Below are 19,692 nucleotides of genomic sequence, written 5' to 3'. Positions count from 1 at the left end.
ACGATTGAACTTACGATAAAAAACACCGGCGCATGGCCGGTGTTTTCATTTTCAATCCTGCTGCTGCGCCAGCACCGCCAGTTTCTTCTGGTGGTTGAGCTTGAAGTAATAACCCGCCAACAGCACCACCACCCAGACCAGACCGGCATACAGCGATACGCGGGTGGTTGGGAAGTAGCCAATCAGGCCGATGATAAACACCAGGAAGATAATCGCCACCACCGAGGTGAATACGCCGCCACGCAGCGGGAAGGCCAGGTTTTTCACCTGTTCTTTGCTCAGGCTGCGACGGAAGGCAATCTGCGAGAACAGGATCATGATCCACACCCACACGGTGGCGAAGGTCGCCAGGGAGGCAATCACCAGGAACACGTTTTCCGGCATGATGTAGTTGAGATACACCGCCAACAGCAGCGCCAGCATCATCACCACCACCGTGACCCACGGAATACCGCGTTTGGAGACCTTGCTGAACATCTTCGGTGCGTGGCCCTGCTCTGCCATGCCGTGCAGCATACGGCCAACGCCAAACACATCGCTGTTAATCGCGGACAGCGACGCGGTGATCACTACAAAGTTAAGAATACCGGCCGCCACGGTAATGCCCATGTGCTGGAAGGTCAGCACGAACGGGCTGCCATTGGTACCCACCTGGTTCCACGGATAAATCGACATGATGACGAACAGCGTACCGACGTAGAACACCAGAATACGCCACGGCACCGAGTTGATGGCCTTGGGAATCGAGCTTTTCGGGTCTTTGGCTTCACCGGCAGTGATACCAATAATTTCGATGCCGCCGTAGGCAAACATCACCAACTGCAGCGACAGGAGCATGCCGATAAACCCGTTACTGAAGAAGCCGCCGTTGGACCACAGGTTATGGATACCGGTCGGCTGTCCGCCGTTGCCAATCCCCCAGATGATGATGCCGATACCGGCAGCAATCATGATGATGATGGTGGCCACTTTGAAGAACGAGAACCAAAACTCCAGCTCACCGAACACCTTCACGCTCATCAGGTTGATGGCGCCAATCACCAGCACCACACTCAGCACCCAAATCCAATGCGGCACCTCTGGGAACCAAATCCCCATATAGATACCGAACGCCGTCACGTCGGCAATCGCAACGATCAGGATTTCAAAACAGTAGGTCCAGCCGGTGATATACCCGGCCATCGGGCCAAGATAATCCTGCGCATAGCGTGAAAACGAACTGGCCTGCGGGTTGTTGACCGACATCTCGCCCAGCGCACGCATGATGATAAAGGCGACAATACCGCCAATCAGGTAGGCCAGCAAAACGCTCGGGCCGGCCATTTTAATGGCGTCCGCCGAACCGTAGAACAGACCGGTGCCAATAGCCGAGCCCAGCGCCATAAAGCGAATGTGGCGCGTACTGAGGCCGCGTTTCAGCTTATTGGCCGCAGGGGCGGCGGGTGACTGTTGTTGCATGAAGATAACCCGTGTTTTTTAAACGTAAAAAAGCCACGGACAAGTCCGTGGCCCAAAATTTAGCCGGGGGATTAGGAGTGCGCGGTCACTTCAGAGCGCGTACAAACCCGGTCATAAATTGCGACCAGCACCAGCATCAACAGCGACGGCGGTAACCATGCCAGTCCCTGACTCGCCAATGGCAGGTGATTGGTCCACTCCGGCAGGAAATGCTGGAAGGTGGATGCTTTCACCGCGTCAAGGATACCAAACAACAGGCTGACTAACATCACCGGCGCGATGATACGCGGCGCACTGTTCCACCAACGCAGGGTGAAACTCAGCACCACCAGCACGATGCACGGCGGATAAATCGCGGTCAGTACCGGGATAGAGATCTGGATCAGATGGCTCAGGCCCAGGTTGGAGACCAGCATCGAGAACAGACCCAAAATGAACACCAGCGTCTTGTAAGAGAACGGCAGGTATTGGGCAAAAAACTCGGCGCAGGCGCAGGTCAGGCCAACCGCAGTCACCATACAGGCGATAAAGATCAGCGCGGCCAGGAAGAAGCTGCCCAACCCACCGAAGGTGTTCTGTACGTAAGCATGCAGGATCACCGCGCCGTTGGTTGCATCAGGCACCAGCACACCACTGCCGGAACCCAGCTTGAACAGGCTCAGGTAAACCAGCGTCAGACCGACACCGGCGATCAGGCCCGCCAGAATGGTGTAACGCGTCAGCAATTTTGCATCCTTCACACCACGGGAACGCGCGGCGTTAACGATGACGATGCCGAAGACCAGCGCGCCCAGCGTATCCATGGTCAGATAGCCGTTAACGAAGCCGGTAGAGAATGGAACGTTCTGATAAACCTCGGTCGCCGGAATTGGCGTGCCCGCAGGCCAGGCCAACGCGGCAATACCCAGCGCGCCCAGCGCCACGATTTTCAGCGGTGCCAGTACGTGGCCGACGGTATCGAGCAAGCGGCCCGGATACAGAGAGATGCCGATCACCAGCGCGAAATACACCAGGCTGTAAATAAACAGCGGCATGGCGCCGTCACCGGTCAGCGGGGCAATACCCACTTCAAAGGAGACGGTCGCGGTACGCGGGGTAGCGAATAGCGGGCCGACGGCCAGATAGCAGACGGTCGCCAGCAGCAGACCGGCGCGACGCCCAATTGGCGTACTCAGGGCGTCAATGCCACCACCGACACGAGCCAGCGCGATCACTGTCATCACCGGTAGACCGACGGCAGTGATCAGGAAGCCGATAGCTGCAGTCCAGACGTGTTCACCGGACTGTAAACCGACCATCGGCGGGAAAATGATATTCCCGGCGCCGACGAATAAGGCAAAGGTCATAAAACCCAATGCAATAATATCTTTTGACGTTAAACGATGACTCATACGATGTCGTGTTGCCTGTTCAAATGAAAAAAAGTGCCCGATAGGTGGTGGCGTTATGCCCCATCCGGTTGCCGGCTTGCCATTTCATCGCGAGACCAATAAGAGCAGAAAACGCATAACGTCCGGCGTTTTGTCCTTATTCGAAAGTGACCACTCATGATGATGGGCAGAGTTTTAGGAGTTATAAATGGAGGTTTAGTCCGACAACGAGGGCTAAGTTAAACGTTTATAGCGTCGTAAGGCAAGACGCATGACAAAAAGCAGAGTTATAGACCAGATAATCTTTCCACGCCAGTCGATCATAGTGGCTATCAATAAATATACAATACATGATTTGTATCATTTTTGAGCAACGCATTCACAAAACGTGAAGCCCATGGCTAACCACCGCGCTAAAACGCCAATAAACAGCCAGTTTTCGCGCGGTCTGAACGCGTTTTTCGCTCTTACCAAACCTGCCGGGCGATATTCACCACGCTTTGCAGTTTATTCCACTGCTGTGATTCACTCAGGCTGTTACCCTCTTCGGTCGAGGCAAAACCGCACTGGGTGCTGAGGCAAAGTTGACTGTGGTCGACAAACTGCGCGGCCTCCTCAAGACGCTGTTTCACCTGTTCAGGGTTCTCCAGTTCGCCGTTTTTGGTGGTGATCAGTCCCAACACCACCTGCTGTTTACCTGGTTTAATAAAGCGCAGCGGCTCAAACCCACCGGAGCGTTCATTGTCGTACTCCAGGAAGAAGGCATCGATATTCACCTGCCCAAACAGGATTTCCGCCACCGGCTCATAGCCACCTTCGGAGATCCAGGTGGAACGGAAGTTGCCGCGGCAAACGTGCAGCCCAATGGTCAGATCGTCCGGCTTGTCGGCGATCGCGGCATTCAACACATCGGCATAAATACGTGCCAGTTGATCCGGATCTTCCCCGCGCTCACGGATCTGTCGCCGTTGATCGTCTGAACACAGGTAGGCCCAGACGGTGTCATCCAGCTGCAGGTAGCGGCAACCGGCATCATAAAATGCCTTGATCGCATCACGATAGGTCTGGGCCAGATCGTTGAAATAGGCGTTCAGATCCGGGTAGACCTGACTGTCGATGGCCTTGCGCCCACCGCGAAAGTGCAGCACGCTCGGGCTTGGAATGGTCATTTTCGGCACCGTATCACCGGCGATCGCCTTCAGGAAACGGAAATCTGCCAACATCGGATGCTGTGAGTTAAAGCCCAACTTGCCGACCACCTTGATGCTGCGCGCCCGGGTTTGCACGCCGTTGAACTGGATCCCCTGCTCCGCGTCATAACCTTCCACGCCGTCCAGCCCTTCCAGGAAATCAAAGTGCCACCACGCGCGCCTAAATTCCCCGTCAGTGACCACCGCCAGGCCGAGCTCTTGCTGTTTGGCCACGGCCAGGCGGATCTGCTCGTCTTCAACTGCCCGCAATTGGGCGGCATCAATCTCACCTTGCTGGAACTGGTGACGAGCGGTTTTCAGCGCTGCGGGGCGCAACAGACTGCCGACAACGTCAGCGTGAAAAGCATGGCTGCAATCGCACATATTTATGACTCCCGGTAGCAGGTAAAAGATCGGGCCTTTACCTCAGTAATTGACAGTTTGAATTATTACGCCAGGTTATTATGGACATCCAGACGTCTAAAGAAGATGGGAAGCATGCTGTCATACCGACTGCCGGGCAGCAATAGAAGAAATTTCATCGGTAGTGAGAGAAATTCATGTTGAGGGCGAATCAACGCCCCGAGGGAAATTTATTGCAGCCCCAACGCCTGACGGGTTTTCTGCAAAGTAGCGGAGGGCAGCGGCAGATAACCGTCATGGTTCACCAGGTTTTGCCCGGTGTCGGAAAGCACGCGATCGAGAAATGCGGCGGTCAGTGGCTCCAACGGCTGGTTGGGCGCTTTGTTAATGTAAATATACAGATAGCGCGACAGTGGATAGCTACCGTTGCGCACATTGACGTCGTTGGGAACGACATAATTATCACCGGACTCGGCCAGTGGCAACAGCCGCACGCCGCTGGCGCGAAAACCAATGCTGGCGTAACCGATGCTGTTCAGCGAGCCGGCCACCGCCTGCACCACCGAGGCTGAACCGGGCAGTTCATTGACCCTGGGCATAAAGTCACCGCCACACAGCGCACGCAGTTTGAAATAACCGTAGGTGCCGGAAGCCGAATTACGCCCAAAGCGTTGCAGCGCACGCTGCTGCCAGTCGCCGGTCAATCCCAGTTCACCCCAACGCGTCAACGGCTGGTTTTCGCCACAGCGCAGGGTCGCGGAGAAAATGCGGTCAAGTTGCTGCAGGTTAAGCCCACGTAGCGGGTTGTCCTGATGGACCAACACCACCAGCGCATCCACCGCAACCGGCACTGCCAGCGGCGCATAGCCATAACGGTGTTCGAACGCCGACACTTCCGCCGCCTTCATCGGTCGGCTCATCGGCCCCAGTTGCGCGGCCCCCGCCGCCAAAGCGGTAGGTGCGGTCGAAGAACCGGCGGCCTGGATCTGCAAATTAACGTTGGGATAATGCTGGCTGAAATCCTGCGCCCACAGCGCCATCAGATTCGCCAGCGTATCGGAACCGACGCTCGACAGGTTGCCGGACAGCATGCCGTCCGGCTGCGCCAACGCGCCACGGCTCGCCAGCAGCGCCAGGCAAAGCAACAGCCCTCGGGTGATTCGGATCATGCCAGCCTCTCGCGCGTTAATTTTTCACCGCATTCTCTGATAAAGCTGCGGGAACAATCAACCGGTTAGGCAAGGTAAAGATGAATCGGGTGCCGATGCCCTGCTCACTGAGGATCTCCAGCCGCGCATCATGGTGGCTGAGCGCATGCTTGACGATCGCCAGCCCCAGCCCACTGCCGCCGGTCTGGCGTGAACGGGCCTTGTCGACGCGATAGAAACGTTCGGTCAGGCGCGGAATATGTTCGGCGGCGATGCCCGGCCCATTATCACTGACCTGGAACTGCGCACCGCTTGGCGTCTGTTGCCAGCTCACCTCGATATTGGTGCCCTTTGGCGTGTGATTGACGGCGTTGTACACCAGGTTTGACACCGCACTGCGCAACTGGTCGTCGTTGCCGAACACCTTGAGCTGCTCGTTCACCCGGAAAGTAATCTCATGGTTACCGCCGCTCAGCGACTGCGCTTCGCGTTGCAACACCCGCAACATCAGCGGGATATCGACCCGTTCGTTCATATCGACGTTAGGTGCCGCCTCAATCCGTGACAGCGTCAGCAGCTGTTTGACCAGCCCATCCATACGCCGGGTCTGTTCTTGCATGGTGCCCAGCGCTTTGCCGCGCAGCGAGCCATCCAGCTCTTCGTCGCTCATCATCTCCAGATAACCCTGCAGCACCGTGAGCGGGGTACGCAGTTCATGGCTGACGTTGGCGAAGAAATTGCGTCGCGCGCCTTCCAGCTGGCGCATTTGGGTGACGTCACGCGCCACCATCAGCAATTGCCCTTCGGAATAAGGCATCACACGGAATTCGACGTAATGTTCATTATTCAACTGCAGCGTCAACGGCCGGGAGAACTCCTGCTGTTGCAGATAGTGGCTGAATTCAGGGTAACGCAGCAGGTTGAGAATGTGCTGACCATTGTCTTCCGGCCAGCGGAAACCCAGCAGATGCTGCGCCAAACCGTTACACCAGAAGATATTGCCTTCGACGGTGGTCATCACCACCGCATCGGGCAGCGATTCCGCGCCGCTGCGAAAACGTTTGATCAACAGCGCCAGTTCACGCCGCCGACGGCGATTACGCTGCTGCATCTGATACAGGCCGTAAAACAGCGGTTCCCAGCTCCAGCGCCCGGGTGGCGGCGTCATGCTGCGGTCAACCCACAGCCAGTGGGAAAGTTTGAGTTGGTTGTAGAAATTCCATACCAGCGCCGCCAGCACAGAGGCCAGCAGCAACCAGGGCAGATAGCCGAAAATCAGCCCCAGCAGTAAGGCAGGCAAGCAGAAAAGGGCCAGCTCCAGGGCCAGCCTCTTCCAGGATAGACGTTCTAGCACGGCATATTCTCCAGCGCGTCGCGATCAGTAGCGCGTTGAGAATCGGTAGCCGGTGCCCCGAACGGTTTGAACCATTTTGTCATGACCACTGGTCTCTAACGCCTTACGGAGTCGACGGATATGCACGTCAACGGTGCGGTCTTCCACATAAACGTTAGTGCCCCAGACGTGATTAAGCAACTGTTCGCGGCTATAAACACGCTCTGGATGAGTCATAAAGAAGTGCAGCAATTTGAATTCGGTCGGCCCCATATCCAGCGCCTGCTCGTTGGCCATCACCCGGTGAGAAGAGGGATCCAGACTCAGCCCTTGCATTTCAATCACTTCTTCCACCGCCATCGGTGAAATACGGCGCATTACCGCCTTGATGCGCGCCACCAGCTCCTTCGGCGAGAAAGGTTTGGTGATGTAATCATCCGCCCCGACTTCCAGGCCACGGACACGGTCTTCTTCTTCACCGCGAGCGGTCAGCATCATCACCGGAATATCGCGGGTCATCGCTTCACGCTTCATATGTTTAATAAACTGAATGCCGGACCCCCCGGGTAACATCCAGTCGAGTAACACTAAATCAGGGAACGGCTCAGACAGGCGCGTCACTGCGCTGTCATAATCCTCAGCTTCCAACGGTTGGTAACCATTCTGTTCCAACACAAAGCACACCATCTCACGGATCGGCGCTTCGTCTTCCACCACCAGTATGCGTCTTGCCATCGTCAATCCTGCCAATGTGTTAGCGATCACAGTTGATTGCGGGCGCCATTATGCGTCAGTTTTGTGACAGATTTATGAAATAAATAGCCTTGAAAAAACCTGTCTGTTACAGGCAGTAAGCATAGCGACTATTTCTAATCACGCAGAAACATCATATTCCCTTTATAATCCCCGCCATTACCCTATCGCCCTGGGAGTGTCATGCGCCTGATCCACACCTCTGACTGGCATCTTGGCCAGTATTTTTTCACCAAAAGCCGCGCCGCCGAACATCAGGCTTTTCTGCGCTGGCTGATTGAGCAAATCGAACAACAGCAGGTGGATGCGCTGATCGTCGCCGGGGATCTGTTCGATACCGGTTCGCCGCCAAGCTATGCCCGCGAGCTGTATAACCGTTTCGTGGTGGAACTGCAGCGCACCGGCTGCCAGTTGGTGGTGCTGGGCGGCAACCACGACTCCGTGGCAACCTTGAATGAATCGCGTGAATTGCTTTCCTGCCTGAATACCACCGTGATTGCCAACGCACAGAGCGAGACCGAGCAACAAATTCTGGTGCTGAATCAGCGCGACGGCCAGCCGGGCGCGGTGCTGTGCGCCATCCCTTTTCTGCGCCCACGCGATCTGCTCACCAGCCGCGCCGGCGAGTCCGGGGTGCAAAAACAGCAGGCACTGCAAGAGGCTATCGCCGACCATTATCAAAAGCTGTATCAGGCGGCCTGCGCATGTCGTGATTCATTGGGTTTGCCACTGCCGATTATTGCCACCGGCCATCTGACCACCGTGGGCGTCACCACTTCCGATTCGGTGCGCGATATCTATATTGGCACGCTGGACGCCTTCCCGGCGCAGGCCTTTCCGCCGGCTGACTACATCGCGCTGGGGCATATTCACCGCGCGCAGAACGTCGCCAAATCCGAGCATATTCGCTACAGCGGCTCGCCGATCCCACTCAGTTTTGACGAATTGGGCAAAGCCAAAAGCGTGTTTATGGTGGATTTCAGCGCGGGCGCTCTGCAACAGGTCACTGCGCTGGAGATCCCCAGCTTCCAACCGATGCAGCTTATCAAGGGTGATTTGGCACAGATCGAGCAACAATTGCAGGAGTTCGCCGATTATCAGGGTGAATTACCGGTGTGGCTGGACATTGAAGTGGCAACACAGGACTACCTTAGCGACATTCAGCGCCGCATCCAGTTACTGGCCGATCAACTGCCGGTAGAAGTGGTGCTGTTGCGCCGCAGCAAAGAACAGCGGCGCCAGGCGATTGAACAGCAGGACAAGGAAACCCTCAACGAACTGAGCGTCAACGAGGTGTTCGAGCGGCGGCTGGCGCAGGAGCCTGAAATGGCCGAACAACGTCGGCAACGAATGAGCCAAATGTTCCAGCAGGTGGTCGAGTCCGTGCGGCACAACGACCAGGAGCCGAGCCAATGAAAATCCTCAGCCTGAGGTTAAAAAACCTCAACTCCCTGCAGGGCGAATGGAAGATCGACTTTACCGCCGAACCCTTTGCCAGCAATGGGTTATTCGCCATCACCGGCCCCACCGGAGCGGGAAAAACCACCCTGCTGGACGCTATCTGCCTGGCGCTGTACCACCAGACACCGCGCCTTAACGTCACGCCGAGCCAGAACGAGTTGATGACGCGCCACACCGCCGAATCGCTGGCTGAGGTCGAATTTGAAGTCAAAGGGGTCGGCTACCGCGCCTTCTGGAGCCAGCGCCGGGCCAAAAATGCCCCGGACGGTAACCTGCAGGCACCGAAAGTAGAGCTGGCGCTGCGTGAGGACGGAAAAATCCTGGCGGACAAGGTACGCGACAAGCTGGATATGACCGCCGCAATCACCGGCTTGGACTTCGGCCGCTTCACCAAATCGATGATGTTATCCCAGGGGCAGTTCGCCGCCTTCCTCAATGCCGATGCCAATGACCGCGCCGAGCTGCTGGAAGAGCTGACCGGTACCGAGATCTACGGCCAGCTTTCCGAGCGGGTTTTCGAACAGCATAAGCAGGCCAAGGCCGATTTGGATGCGCTGCATCAACGCGCCAGTGGCATTGAGCTGCTCAATGACGAACAGCGTCAACAACTGGAGAGCCAGTTGGTTGAACTGGGGACGCAGGAAAATACCCTTGGCGAGCAGGCCCGCCAGCAACAGCAGGCGCTGAACTGGTTACAACAGTGGCAACAAACTCAACAAAAACAGCAGGACTACCAACGCCAACTGAACGCGGCACAGCAGGAACAGGCGGTGGCCGAACCGCAACTGCAGCAGTTGGCGCGCAGCGAGCCGGCAGAAAAACTGCGGCCATTGCTTAACGAACGTAACCGCTGCCGCAACGATCAACAGGCGCTGCAACAGCAGATAAACCAATTAACGCAGCAGCAGCAACAACAGCTAGCTCAGATGGCGCCGTTGCAGCAGGCTGTGGAGCAAGCCCGTGCGCAACTGCAGGCACATGTTGAACATCAACAGGCGCAACAACGGCTGATCGACGAGCAAGTCGTCCCGCTCGATAACCAGATTGCCCAGTTGCAGAAAACCCAGGCCGAACTGCAACAGGCGTGCGATAGCGCCGCACAGCAGTATGCCCAGCAAAAAACAGCGCTGGAACAACTCGAGGTTCAACGAACCCGGTTGACCGCACAGGCCGGGCAGCATCAGGAAAAACTTAACGGCCTCACCGCCGCGTTAACGGTGCAGCAGCAACAACAAAATACGCTGGAAGCCCAGTCGCCTTTGCTAACACTGCGCCAGCGTCAGACCGAGTTGACCGAGCTGCGCCCGGTACGCCAGCAGTTATTTACCCTATCGTCCCTGTTTAGCCAGGTCAGTGAACGTCTGGAGCTGCAACGCAAAGAGTTCACCGCCCGCCAGACGCAACTCGGCGAACATGAAAAACAGCTCGAAGAGACGCGGCAGCAGTATAAGCAGCAAAAAGCCCACCAGACAGACGTGGAAAAAGCCCTCGAGCTGGAACAGCGCATTGTCAGCCTGGAAGCCGAGCGCGCCCGCCTGCAAACCGGTGAGCCCTGTCCATTGTGCGGCTCCTGCAGCCACCCGGCCATTGAGCAGTATCAGGCGGTAAAACCTTCTGAAACCGCATTACGCCTGACCCAGATGCGCGCCACAACCGAGGCTTTATATACCCAGGGCACCGAACTGCGCACCCGTTGCGAAAGCCTGAAAGAACAGCAACAGCGCCAACAGCAACTCATCACGCAAGACGAGCAACAACTGGCCACCCACCTGCAGCAGTGGCAAACCCTCAGCACACCGCTGGCATTTGACTTTAGCCTGCAAGACGCCGACCGCCTGAGTCAGTGGTTGAACGCCTGCGACAACGAAGAACGTCAGGCTCAGGCCACACTACTGCAACACGAACAGGCGTCGCACGCTGTGCAGCAGGCCAAAGACCAATTAGCCGCACTGCAAGCGCAACAGCAGCAGGCGCAACAAGAGAAGGCACGGCTGGACGAACGTTTCATCCTGCTGGAGAAAAGCCATGCAGAGGCCCAGCTGCAACAGCAGCGCCTGCAGCAACAGTGGCAGGAAGGTGAACAAGCCCTTGGCGAGCAACGGGCGCAGCGGCTGACCCTGTTTGGTGAACAGCAGATTACCCAGGTGCGCGAACAGTTGCGCGCCCGGCAGATGGCCTGTGAGCAAGCCAGCCAGCAAGCGGCCGAGCAATGGCAGAAAGCCCAGGAGCAACGCGATCGTCTGAGCGGCCAGCTTGTCGGGCTGCAGCAGCAACTGCTGCAACAGACCGAGCGGTTGCAGCAGGCGGAACAGGAGTGGCTGCAAGCGCTGGCTGCCAGTGAATTCAGCGATGAAACCGCCTTCAGTGCCGCATTGTTGGATGACGACCAGCGCCGACAATTGCAGCAGCGCAAAGAGCAGTTGCAACAGCGTCAGGTGGAGGCCAGCGCTCTGTTGGCCCAGGCCATAGAAAGCCTGAAGCAGCATCAGCAACAGCGCCCTGAAGGGCTCGATGAGAACCAGACCGATCCCGAGGCACTGAGCCAGAGTCTGGCTGCGCTGGCACAGCAGTTAAAAACCTTGCAGCTACGCCAGGGCGAAGTACGCAATCAGTTAGAAAGCGATGCCGCGCGCCGTATCAATCAGCAGTCGCTGTTTGAGCAAATCAGCCAGAGCCAGAGCCAGTACGACGACTGGAGCTATCTCAATCAGCTTATCGGCTCCAAAGAAGGGGATAAATTCCGTAAGTTTGCCCAGGGGTTGACGCTCGATCATCTGGTGTATCTGGCAAATAACCAACTGGGGCGGCTGCACGGACGCTATTTGTTGCAGCGTAAAACCAGCGATGCGCTGGAGCTACAGGTGGTGGATACCTGGCAGGCGGACGCGCTGCGCGATACCCGCACCCTGTCCGGCGGTGAAAGCTTCCTGGTGAGCCTGGCGCTGGCACTGGCGCTGTCCGATCTGGTCAGTCACAAGACCAGTATCGATTCGCTGTTCCTCGACGAAGGCTTCGGCACCCTGGATGCAGAAACCCTGGATACCGCGCTGGATGCGCTCGACAGCCTGAACGCCTCCGGGAAAACCATAGGCGTGATCAGCCACGTTGAGGCCATGAAAGAACGGATCCCGGTACAAATCAAGGTGAAAAAGGTCAACGGGCTCGGCATCAGCCGGCTGGAGCCGCAGTTCCGGCTGGAATAACCCGGTACTGACAGAGAAGCAGGGTCGCAGCACCGGCGAAAGAGAGCCGGTGCGTAGCGAACCCGAGGGTTAACCCACTTTAGCGCCGGGCGTCAAATACCCGGATGCCATACTGCGGGAAAGCGGCGTCGGCGGAAATTAACGTCAGCCCTTCTGCCTGCGCCTGAGCGATCAGCATGCGATCAAAAGGATCCTGATGATGCGGCGGCAACTGGCCCGCCTGCTGGCCGTGAAAGGCCGCCATCGGCAACGGCAGAAAATCTTCGGCCTCAATCACCTCGAAAATGTCATCCGGTAGCGCCAGCTTGCCCAGCGCCCGCTTAATCGAAATCTCCCAAATGCTGGCCGCGCTGACATACACCACATTACCGGGATCGGCTATTTGCCTTCTGGCGTTCCCCCCCAGGCTGGGGTCGTCTGCCAGCCACCACAGCAACGCATGGGTATCGAGCAGCAGGCGTTTCATTCATCGCCTTCAAACAGCGCCGTGATGTCTGCGTCGCCATCATTAAAATTGTCCGGCACGGTAAATCTGCCCCTGGCGGCACCAGGCTGGCGGGTTTGCCCCTTGATGGCCACCAGCTGAACATACGGCTTCCCTGCTTTCGCTATAATCACGGTCTCTCCTTGCGCGGCTTTATCCGCCAGTTGGCTCAGATTGGATTTTGCTTCATGCATATTGGCCTGAATAGGCATACGCGACCTCCTTAGCTAAGTTAGCTAAAGCATAGAGGGGAGTCCAGATTTTGTACAGCGGATTGATTAAAGCGCGAGCAGGCCCGCGCTTTTTTGTAACAGTTACCGCTGTGGCCACAACCAGGCCGCACCGCGCACGCCGCTGGAGTCGCCGTGAACCGCCTTGCGGATCGGGGTTTCGCATTCGCCGCCGAATACCCAGGATTTCACCAACTGCGGTACGTGCTGATACAGCCGATCCACGTTGCTCATCCCCCCGCCCAGCACTACGACGTCCGGATCAAAAATATTGATCACGTGCGCCAGCGATTTCGCCAGCCGCAGCTCGTAACGGCTGATCGCTTGCTCCGCGACGGCATCCCCTTGCCCCACCAGCGTCATGATTTCATGCCCTTTCAACGGATTACCGCTCAGACGCGCATAGTCGGTGGCAAAGCCAGTCCCGGAAATAAAGGTTTCGATACAGCCCTGCTTGCCGCAGTAACAGGGAACCTCGGCGCGAAAACGCAGCTCGTCATCATCCAGCCACGGCAGCGGGTTATGCCCCCATTCGCCAGAGATGCCATTACCGCCCGAGTGCGCCTGGCCGTTGATCGCCACCCCAGCACCACAGCCGGTACCAATAATCACCGCAAACACGGTTTGCTTGCCGGCCGCAGCGCCATCGGTGGCTTCCGACACTGCCAGGCAGTTGGCATCGTTGGCAATACGCACTTCACGGGCCAGCATCGCCGACAGGTCTTTATCCAGCGGTTGGCCGTTGAGCCACACCGAGTTGGCGTTTTTAACCAGCCCGGTATAAGGCGACAGCGTGCCGGGGATGCCGACGCCGACCGAGCCTTGCTGGCCGGTATTCTCTTCTGCCAATTTCACCAGACCGGTAATCGCATCCAGCGTTTGCTGGTAGTCATGGCGCGGCGTAGCGATGCGATGGCGGAACAGTTCCTGTCCATCGTTGGCCAACGCGATCACTTCAATTTTGGTGCCACCCAGGTCGATACCAATGCGCACGATTTTTCTCCTCAATGCACAACAACGTTGCCACAGCCTAATATATTCAGTTGCCGGGATCACTCAATCAGCGCCGAGTGTGACGGTGATGGCAATTTCCGCATCAGACTCACACCGGCTACCGCTTATTAATTAGTCATCGGGTACACTGCAGTTAACTTGTTGATAACATTTTCCGCATCCTAAAATCCGGAGAGCAGCGATGAAACCTGCCGTATTGATCGTCGACGACGACCCCGCTATTTGTGACCTGCTCTGCGACGTCCTCAATGAGCACGTGTTTACCGTGCATGCCTGCCACCGGGGCAACGAGGCGCTGACGCTACTCAACCAGCAGCCGGATATTGCTCTGGTGCTGCTTGATCTGATCCTGCCGGACACCAACGGCCTGCTGGTATTACAGCAGATCCACCGTCTGCGCCCGGATCTGCCGGTAGTGATGCTGACCGGCCTGGGCTCCGAGTCCGACGTGGTGGTCGGTCTGGAGATGGGCGCCGATGACTACATCGCCAAACCCTTTAATCCACGCGTGGTGGTCGCCCGCGCCAAGGCGGTATTACGCCGTACCGGTGCGCTGGCGCTGGAACCAGCCACCGCCGGTCAGCACAAACCCGAGGGCTGGCAGTTCAACGGCTGGTGTCTGGATACCGTCCGCTGCACCTTGCACAACCCGCAGCGACAACCGGTCGATCTGACCCAGGGCGAATACGGCCTGCTGCTGGCGCTGGTGCAACATGCGCGCAAAGTACTGACCCGCGATCGCCTGCTTGAGCTGACCCACAGCGAAACGCTGGAAGTGTTCGATCGCACTATCGACGTGTTGATCATGCGGCTGCGGCGCAAGATCGAGATCAACCCCCATCAGCCCGAGCTGATCCGCACCATTCGCGGGCTGGGTTATGTTTTCGCCGCCGACGTCAGCCAGCCGGTGGCTGTCGCCTGATATAATCCTGCAGTTCCGACAAGGGGCGTGCGCCATCGATCGCGTTGGCGCACAATAAGTTGAACCGCGCACAGGCATGCGCCAATTGCAGCGTCTCTGCCAAAGGCCAGCTTTCATGGCTGGCGTACAGCACCCCGGCACAGAAGGCATCCCCGGCACTGACACTGCCGACGATTTCAGTTTCGCCAACCAGCCATGAGGGTTGCCAGCGCGCTTCCCCGTCTTTCTCCAGTCCGTATGCGCCTTCCGGGCAGTGGATCACCACTCGCCGCCGCACACCGGCCAGCAATAGCTGTTCTGCGGCCTGGGCCATCAACGGTGGCTGCACTGCGCCATTGGCCGCACGCAATGCCAGCCCGGTAAACTCACCGGCCTCCAGCTCGTTAATCACCAGATAATCCAGCCAGCGCAGCGCCGGTAATACCAGTGGCCGATAGCGCGGATCGCCCTGGCGCGACACTAAATCCAATGAGGTTTGATAACCACGCTGCTGCATTTGCGCCAGCAAGCGGGCGCTGCGGGTGCCAAACTCTTCGTCCGGGCGATCCAGGCTGTCGAGCAGCAGCAGATAACCCAGATGGAAAATTTTATGCTCAGTGTGCAGCTCATTGAAATCGGCCAGATCCAACTGCCGGTTGGCCCCCGGCGCATGAAAGAACGTCCGTTGGCCACCCGGCTCGGTCATCACCTGCGACATAGCGGTCATCGCCGTTTCGCTACGCCTGACCAAGCCACTGTCGACCCGGTGCTGTGTCAGCATTTGCAGGATGTAGTCACCGTCTGCGTCACAGCCGATCACCCCGAGCGCCGCCAGCGGTAATCCGGTCTCCATGCGTGCCAGCGTCAGCAGCACATTGAGCGGTGCGCCGCCGGTAGCGCGCTGGCTATGTTCAATCTCCACCAGCCAGCCCGGCTGCGGCCAGTGCGCAATTTGATGCACATGATCCACCAGCATGTTACCGGCCGAAACAATGCCACGCCGGGTCATCACAACCGCCCGGCGCTGCCGAAAATATGCATTTGCTGCTGCACCACTTCGCTGATCGACTGCTCCACCGCCAGCAGCACTTCGGCAAATTCATCGTAAATCGCGTGGCGCTGCGTTATTCGCTGTTCCACCGCCCCCAGTGCCGCCTGCGACATGCCGGTATAGAAATTGATTTTGTGAATACCCAGCCCGATCGCGCGTTTGAAATCGGCATCGCTGATGCCGGAACCGCCGTGCAGCACCAGCGGGATCCCCGCCTGCTGCTGGATCGCCGCCAGCCGTTCAAAATCGAGCTTCGGCTCGCCTTTATATTTGCCGTGCGCATTGCCAATCGCCACCGCCAACGCATCAATGCCGGTCAATTCGACAAATTCGCGCGCCCGCTGCGGGTCGGTAAATTTATTGCTGTCGGCCTCGCCGTACAGCGCGCCGCCCTCGTCACCGCCGACCGCCCCCAGCTCCGCCTCAACCGATACGCCGACCGCGTGGCACATGCGTACCACTTCCTGTGTCTGACGCACGTTCTCTTCGTAGCTCAGGCCGGAGCCGTCGAACATCACCGAGCTGAATCCCAGCCGCAGTGCCTGCACCACCGCCTCGAAATGCAGGCCATGATCCAGATTCAACACCACCGGAATATCGTGCTGCGCCACTTCACTTTTAATCGCCGCCACCAGGGACTCCAGCGAGACGTACTTAAAGTGCACTTCGGCAATATTGATAATAAACGGCGATCGCGCCGCCTGCGCCGCAGCGAACAACGCACGCAAAAAGTGGCTGTCGAGCACGTTGAATGCCCCCAGCGCATAGCCATGCTGACGAGCCTGCGCCAAACCCTGCGCCAATGAAATCAATGCCATGCTGGTTCTCCTTAAGCGATAAAGCGCAAGTATTCATGACACAGCAACCACTGCGGTGGCTGGTCCTCTTCAATCTGGCTATAGCGGCTGAGCGGCTGCAGGAAACGGTTGTCGTTGTCGTCATCGTTTACCGTCGAGACTTCCCCTACCAAAACGTCTCCGAAGCCTTCTTCGCCCCAGAAACTGTGATAGATACCCGGCGTGAGACAGATGCTTTCTCCCGGCGCCAGGCGCAGACGCGAACCGGCGGCGTGGGTCTGGCGGCAGCCATCCAGCGTCACGGTCACGGCAGTTTCGGCCAGCCCTTCCCGCGGGTCTGCGTTGTGCAATTCGACAATCAGGTTGCCGCCACCACGGTTGATAATGTCTTCCCGCTTGCGCCAGTGGAAATGCATCGGCGTCACCTGAGCTTCGCGGCAATGCATGATTTTCTCCGCATAGCTTTTGGCATAGGGTTTACCGCCGGGTGAACCGTTGCGCAGGGTAAACAGCGTTAGCCCCTTGCGGGCGAAATCATCGTCGCCAAATGCCGTGACGTCCCAACCCAGTTTCAGGTCAAACACCTCCTGCCACGGCTGGCGATCGAGCTGCTGCCAGACCGAGGGGCTAAAATGGGCAAAGGGCGGCAGCTGGACGTCGAAACGGGCAAAAAAGTGCTGGGTTTGCTGCAGGATTTGGTTCACGGCGGAACGGTTCATGGTGCCTCCGGAAGCGGTAAGGAAATGAGGGGCCCAGTCTGGCAGGCCCCGCCGATAACTGGTTATTTCACCGTCCAACCTTTGTAGCTGCCGATATTGTTTTTATCGATCATGGTTACCGGGATCAGCACCGGAGCGGTTGGCGCAGGTTTACCCTGCAGAATGTCGTAACCGATCTCGACCGCCTTGGCCGCCATAACCTGAGGATCCTGTGCCGGCGTCGCGACAAACAGCGATTTTCCGCCACGCTTGAGCGCCTCTTCCCCGTCCGGCGATCCATCCACGCCTACGATAAAGAACTCGCTGCGCTGCGCCTGCTTGGCGGCCAGATCGGCGCCGATCGCTGTAGGATCGTTAATCGCAAACACGCCGTCGATCTTCGGATTGGCCGCCAACAGCGCGGTCATGACCTCCAGCCCACCTTCACGGCTGCCCTTGGCGTTTTGGTTATAGGACAGCAGCTTGATCTCCGGGTGTTTCTTCAGCTCGGTCATGCAGCCTTCGACCCGGTTTTGCACCGCAGACACCGGTGGCCCGTTGATGATCACCACGTTGCCTTTCTCTTTCAGGCGATCGCTGATGTATTTACAGGCCATGGCACCGGCCTGGGTGTTATCCGAGGTGATGGTGGCATCGGCCCCTTCAGCCGCCACGTCAACGGCCACCACCACGATACCGGCATCCTTGGCGCGTTTTACCGCCGGGCCGATCCCCTTGGAATCTGCGGCGTTCAGGATGATCATATCGACCTTGGCAGCGATAAAGTTGTCGATCTGCGCCACCTGCTGGCCAAGATCGTAACCGCTCGACACCAGCGTCACGTTGACCTTATCGCCGGCCAACTCGCGCGCTTTCATTTCTGCACCCTTGGTGATCTGGACAAAGAATGGGTTGGCCAAATCGCCCACCGTCACCCCAATCGATTTCAACTCTTTTGCCTGCACCAACGAGGCACTGCCGAGCGCGGCAGTAACCAGCAAAGCGGTAATCAATGGCTTGAAACGCATAGTGTTTTCCTCATTATTTTCCGACCTACGAAAAACCTGCCCCGGTGGGCGCCAACCTTTCTTTATCACTCAACCTTACCCTATGAATTTCAAGTTGCAGCTAGGCGCCCAGCTAGTTCATCCCCAGGCGCTTACTTGAGTAAGTAACTGGGGTGGGCTAGTGCAGGTAACAACGCTGCGGCTTGAAAGACGACGGGTAAGCTAGTGCTGGTAATTGCGGGTGCGGTACTTGTCTATAAGCACAGCTATGATGATCACCGCCCCTTTGATCACCAACTGCCAGAAATAAGAGACCCCCATCAGGGTCATGCCGTTGTTCAGGGTGGCGATAATCAGCGCCCCCACCAGCGTGCCGGTAATGGTGCCAATGCCGCCGACAAAGCTGGTGCCGCCGAGGATCACCGCAGCAATCGCATCCAGCTCATAGCCCATGCCGAGGTTGCCATTGGCGCTGTACAGCCGTGAGGCACTCATTATTCCCCCCAGCCCCGACAGCAAACCGCTCATGCCGTAGACGAACAGCAGCACCGCGCCAACCTTGATCCCGGTCAGGCGTGCCGCCTGCATGTTGCCACCCACGGCATAGATATGAACCCCCAGCGTAGTGCGGCGCAGAATGAACCAGCACAGCGCAATCACCGCAAAGGCGATAATCACCAGCCAGGGGATCGGCCCCAGATACGAGTTGCCGATCCATTCGAAACTGATATCGGAATTGATGATGGTGGTGCCGTCGGCCAGCAGATAAGCCGCACCGCGTAGGGCGGTATAGGTGCCCAGCGTGACAATAAAGGGTGGCAGACCGGCGTAGGCCACCAGAAAACCGTTAAACAGCCCCATGCCCAAACCGGCCAGCAGCGCCAGCGGGATCGACAGCCCGGCCAGGCCCGGCATCAGTGAAACCGCCATTGCTACTACCGCCGTGGTCCCCAGCATTGAGCCAACAGAAAGATCGATACCGCCGGTCAGGATAATGAAGGTCATCCCCGCCGCCAGCACAATGTTAATCGACGCCTGCCGGGCAATGTTCAGCAGGTTGGCGTCGGTAAAGAAATTCGGTGCGACAAAGCCGAAAACGGCGACGATCAGGATCAATATCGGCAAGATGCCGACGGTTTGCATCATATCGCCCAATAATGCCCGTTTCAGCGTAGGATTTTTTGCGGCGGGTGGCAGAGGGTTCGAAGTCATGACAGGCTCCTTGAGCGTA

The 19,692-nt window shown here is 57.7% G+C and carries 17 protein-coding genes; 3 read left to right on the top strand and 14 right to left on the bottom strand.

All coding sequences use genetic code 11. The features are described from left to right. Window positions 1–51: 51 nt before the first annotated feature. The 6 genes from proY to phoB all read right to left on the bottom strand — a co-directional run bounded on the left by proY (window position 52) and on the right by phoB (window position 7,597). Window positions 52–1,458 carry a proline-specific permease ProY gene (proY, locus tag E5C26_RS05220; protein WP_135315361.1) on the bottom strand — a complete coding sequence of 469 codons (1,407 nt, stop codon included), beginning with the start codon at window positions 1,456–1,458 and terminating at the stop codon, window positions 52–54. 71 nt (window positions 1,459–1,529) lie between these two features. Then, window positions 1,530–2,849: a branched-chain amino acid transport system II carrier protein gene (gene brnQ / locus E5C26_RS05215; protein ID WP_135315360.1), complete on the bottom strand. Its 1,320-nt coding sequence runs from the start codon at window positions 2,847–2,849 to the stop codon at window positions 1,530–1,532. A 446-nt stretch (window positions 2,850–3,295) separates the two neighbouring features. Beyond that, window positions 3,296–4,402 (bottom strand): cobalamin-independent methionine synthase II family protein, encoded by a 1,107-nt coding sequence (locus E5C26_RS05210; RefSeq protein WP_135315359.1) that lies wholly within the window; start codon window positions 4,400–4,402, stop codon window positions 3,296–3,298. A gap of 209 nt (window positions 4,403–4,611) precedes the next feature. Then, the gene (locus E5C26_RS05205; RefSeq protein WP_135315358.1) at window positions 4,612–5,550 is read right to left on the bottom strand and encodes a PstS family phosphate ABC transporter substrate-binding protein; all 939 of its coding nucleotides are present in this window, start codon (window positions 5,548–5,550) and stop codon (window positions 4,612–4,614) included. Window positions 5,551–5,566: 16 nt separating this feature from the next. Then, on the bottom strand, window positions 5,567–6,883 hold the full coding sequence (phoR, locus tag E5C26_RS05200; RefSeq protein ID WP_135315357.1) for a phosphate regulon sensor histidine kinase PhoR: 1,317 nt from the start codon (window positions 6,881–6,883) through the stop codon (window positions 5,567–5,569). Between the two features lie 24 nt (window positions 6,884–6,907). Beyond that, window positions 6,908–7,597 (bottom strand): phosphate response regulator transcription factor PhoB, encoded by a 690-nt coding sequence (gene phoB / locus E5C26_RS05195; protein ID WP_012005482.1) that lies wholly within the window; start codon window positions 7,595–7,597, stop codon window positions 6,908–6,910. A gap of 201 nt (window positions 7,598–7,798) precedes the next feature. Here phoB and sbcD point away from each other — a divergent pair, with 201 nt between their 5' ends. Beyond that, window positions 7,799–9,031 carry an exonuclease subunit SbcD gene (gene sbcD / locus E5C26_RS05190; RefSeq protein WP_135315356.1) on the top strand — a complete coding sequence of 411 codons (1,233 nt, stop codon included), beginning with the start codon at window positions 7,799–7,801 and terminating at the stop codon, window positions 9,029–9,031. Further along, complete coding sequence (gene sbcC, locus E5C26_RS05185; RefSeq protein ID WP_135315355.1) at window positions 9,028–12,279, top strand: exonuclease subunit SbcC; 3,252 nt, start codon at window positions 9,028–9,030, stop codon at window positions 12,277–12,279. Before sbcD ends, sbcC begins: the two co-directional genes overlap by 4 nt. 79 nt (window positions 12,280–12,358) lie before the next feature. On the opposite strand, the gene E5C26_RS05180 is transcribed toward sbcC, so the two are convergent. From E5C26_RS05180 to mak, 3 genes are all read right to left on the bottom strand, one after another. Next, window positions 12,359–12,745 (bottom strand): type II toxin-antitoxin system VapC family toxin, encoded by a 387-nt coding sequence (locus tag E5C26_RS05180; RefSeq protein ID WP_135315354.1) that lies wholly within the window; start codon window positions 12,743–12,745, stop codon window positions 12,359–12,361. Next, window positions 12,742–12,975, bottom strand: a complete 234-nt coding sequence (locus E5C26_RS05175) for a type II toxin-antitoxin system Phd/YefM family antitoxin (protein ID WP_135315353.1) — start codon at window positions 12,973–12,975, stop codon at window positions 12,742–12,744. The genes E5C26_RS05180 and E5C26_RS05175 overlap by 4 nt, the downstream gene beginning before the upstream one ends. 102 nt (window positions 12,976–13,077) lie before the next feature. After that, entirely contained in the window at window positions 13,078–13,986 is a 909-nt protein-coding gene (gene mak, locus E5C26_RS05170) for a fructokinase (RefSeq protein ID WP_135315352.1), read from the bottom strand. A gap of 202 nt (window positions 13,987–14,188) precedes the next feature. Here mak and E5C26_RS05165 point away from each other — a divergent pair, with 202 nt between their 5' ends. Beyond that, the gene (locus E5C26_RS05165) at window positions 14,189–14,929 is read left to right on the top strand and encodes a response regulator (protein WP_135315351.1); all 741 of its coding nucleotides are present in this window, start codon (window positions 14,189–14,191) and stop codon (window positions 14,927–14,929) included. On the opposite strand, the gene E5C26_RS05160 is transcribed toward E5C26_RS05165, so the two are convergent. The 5 genes from E5C26_RS05160 to E5C26_RS05140 all read right to left on the bottom strand — a co-directional run bounded on the left by E5C26_RS05160 (window position 14,904) and on the right by E5C26_RS05140 (window position 19,673). Next, entirely contained in the window at window positions 14,904–15,920 is a 1,017-nt protein-coding gene (locus E5C26_RS05160) for a carbohydrate kinase family protein (protein ID WP_206194239.1), read from the bottom strand. The genes E5C26_RS05165 and E5C26_RS05160 overlap by 26 nt on opposite strands. Next, window positions 15,917–16,777: a ketose 1,6-bisphosphate aldolase gene (locus E5C26_RS05155; protein ID WP_012005474.1), complete on the bottom strand. Its 861-nt coding sequence runs from the start codon at window positions 16,775–16,777 to the stop codon at window positions 15,917–15,919. The genes E5C26_RS05160 and E5C26_RS05155 overlap by 4 nt, the downstream gene beginning before the upstream one ends. An 11-nt stretch (window positions 16,778–16,788) precedes the next feature. Further along, window positions 16,789–17,475 (bottom strand): D-lyxose/D-mannose isomerase, encoded by a 687-nt coding sequence (locus E5C26_RS05150; RefSeq protein WP_135315349.1) that lies wholly within the window; start codon window positions 17,473–17,475, stop codon window positions 16,789–16,791. A gap of 62 nt (window positions 17,476–17,537) precedes the next feature. Then, complete coding sequence (locus E5C26_RS05145; protein WP_135315348.1) at window positions 17,538–18,482, bottom strand: ABC transporter substrate-binding protein; 945 nt, start codon at window positions 18,480–18,482, stop codon at window positions 17,538–17,540. Between the two features lie 201 nt (window positions 18,483–18,683). Next, window positions 18,684–19,673, bottom strand: a complete 990-nt coding sequence (locus tag E5C26_RS05140) for an ABC transporter permease subunit (protein ID WP_017891794.1) — start codon at window positions 19,671–19,673, stop codon at window positions 18,684–18,686. Window positions 19,674–19,692: the final 19 nt, after the last annotated feature.

The organism is Serratia proteamaculans, from assembly GCF_004684015.1.
Classification (GTDB): Bacteria; Pseudomonadota; Gammaproteobacteria; order Enterobacterales; family Enterobacteriaceae; genus Serratia; species Serratia proteamaculans_F.
Note: the sequence above shows the minus strand (reverse complement) of the source record. Positions and strands in the feature narration are given on the sequence as shown.